A 2,227-nucleotide genomic window follows, 5' to 3' on the forward strand; every position below is an offset into this window, starting at 1 on the left:
CCGCTCGGTCAGGTGGACGACGGCCGCCTGCAACAACGGGCCTTGGGCGACGCCGCAGAGCGCGGGCCCCTTCCACAGATCCAGAGCTTCGCGCAGAATCCGGGTGGCGGCGCCGAAGTCGTGCTGGTCATACGCGGCGCCCCCCTGAGCGGACAACAATTCGAAACGGGTCAGATCCAGTTCGTCCGGGAGAACCCGGAAGAGGTAACCGGGTAGGCGGGTGACGATCCTGCTCTCGGTTCCCTTGACGGCGTCAGTTCCCTGTGCACCCCGCGCGCCTTCGGTGTCTTCGGCCATCGACAGGATCTTGCGGAGCTGGGAGATATAGACATGCAGGGTTGTCGTGGCGGTGCGGGGCGGGTCGTCGCCCCACAGCTCGTCGATCAAGCTCGCCGCCGAGACGATCTCGTTGGCCCGGGTCAGTAATGTGGCGAGGACGACTCGGAGTTTCGCTGCCGACGGCGTGTGCGGACCGATTCCTACCGGACCCAGAATTTGGAACCGCATGGCGTTCACTCCTTGCTGGTGCGGCGTCCACCGCACTGGACCTCTGCGCAACGGCTTCGGGCAGGTTCAGCAGCCCTGTAGCACGGCCATGGTGACGCTGCTGATGCGGCGCGGTCCCTGGGCGACATCGACGCCGACCGTCACCGATGGACGTCCCTGCGGGTCGCGGGTGGTCGGACCGGGGGTGGCGGTGACCCGCAGCGGCAGGTCGGTCTCGGCGAAACCGCGGAATCCTCCGGACCAGTGCGTGATCGCGCAGAATGCTCCGGCGAAGCCGCGCAGTTCGCCCGCCGCGAGCACAGCCGCCTGGCGGGAGACCTCGATGAGCAGCACACAGGGCACGTGGTCGACTCCGTGGTCGAAGAAGACCGGGTCGTCCGAGTCGGGCCTGATCTCCAGGCGCAGACCCTTGCTGCCGATCAGATGAGGCTCCCCGACGACCACATTGCGGGCGTCCGTCCGCCCGACCGCCTCCGGCAGCACCGCATCCGGGAACACCACATCGTCCTGCCGGGGTGCGGGCGGGCCGGTGAACTTTGCCGTATAGGGGTCGTCAACCCTATCCCGCAGGCTCTCGGCACGGCCCCGGGCACGCTGGTCGCGGTAGAAGTCGGGCGGCAGGAAGACAAGCCGGGCCTGCACCGTGTAGCAGGACCGGCCGCCGATGCTCGCCGTGCAGGAGGTCTCCAGCGCGCCGGGAATGCCGTCGGCCGTGTCCACGGGTCGGACCCGCATGTCCACTACGACGTGCGTGGTCCCGGAGCCGCGGCGCCAAGGCGCCAGGTCGGTTACGTTGATCGTTGCGGAGGTGGAGACCGCCGGACGGTCCTCGGGGATGCCGAAGTACCGGCCGGCCACGAAGTTTATGGTTCTGCGGACCACATCGGTGACGAAATGGACATCATGAAGGGAGGTGAGGCTGTCGTTGAAGAGCGGGTGGGCGTCGGGCAACTCAGTGGAAAGCATAAAGCTGTGCTCGACCCCGTACCCACCACCCAGAACGTAACCCTCGGGGGTTCCAGGCTGGTGCACGAGGTGCTGCGGTGGCAGCGGGATGGAAACTTTCCCGGGCGAGCGTCTTCGTGTGTCAACGGCCATGTGTGCCTTCCGGACCATCGCGACCTGGCATTCTCGACGGGTGACGGCCCGGCGTCGGGTGTTGAGTACCCGTCGCGGGGCCGGGATCCCACAGTCGATCCCACGAAATGCCAACCTTTCGGTGGCACGGCAGGCTACGTCAGAATGACACGGGAGGTTCCCCGCGACCACCCCTAAGGGGACGTAATGAAGTAACAAATACGTGATCGAGAGCATCATCGCAGGTCACAGGCCTGTGGAAGGTTCGAAACGCGCAAGTTATTTCATTTCGACTCCTAAGTGTGGATTCCCGGCTCTGGGGTTACTCGAAAACGACACCTGGGTCCGGTGGCCCTGGGCGGGCCACCGGACCGGTACGTCTTCGATCCGGGATAGGGATGCTCTCGTTCCGGGCCCTGAGGTAGGTTTCTCGTGGTGCCGGGCGGCGCAGACTCCGTCCACCCGGCGTCCGGCGTGGCGTACGGTCAGGCGTCGACCTGTGGGCCCGCCGGCTGGAAAGCCACTTTCATCTGGCCACATGGTGGATCACGACAACGGGCGACGTATGACGGTGTGGCCGGCCCCGCCAGGAACCCGTGACGGACGTAATCCTCCTCCCCGCGGCCCTCGAGAATCCCAGGGG

2 protein-coding genes are annotated in these 2,227 nt (G+C 66.3%); both read right to left on the minus strand.

What is annotated here, in order from left to right; translation table 11 throughout:
* Window positions 1-507: AfsR/SARP family transcriptional regulator (locus ACY45C_RS20380; protein WP_462189164.1), on the minus strand; the 507-nt coding region annotated here is incomplete at its 3' end.
* Between the two features lie 66 nt (window positions 508-573).
* Window positions 574-1,824, minus strand: a complete 1,251-nt coding sequence (locus ACY45C_RS20385; protein WP_462189162.1) for an AfsA-related hotdog domain-containing protein — start codon at window positions 1,822-1,824, stop codon at window positions 574-576.
* Between the last annotated feature and the right edge of the window lie 403 nt (window positions 1,825-2,227).

It is taken from the genome of Frankia sp. CcWB2 (genome assembly GCF_977927585.1).

Excerpts from the sequence above, each read along its gene's own strand:
- ACY45C_RS20385 (WP_462189162.1), bottom strand. The coding sequence starts at position 1,824 with ATGATGCTCTCGATCACGTATTTGTTACTTCATTACGTCCCCTTAGGG.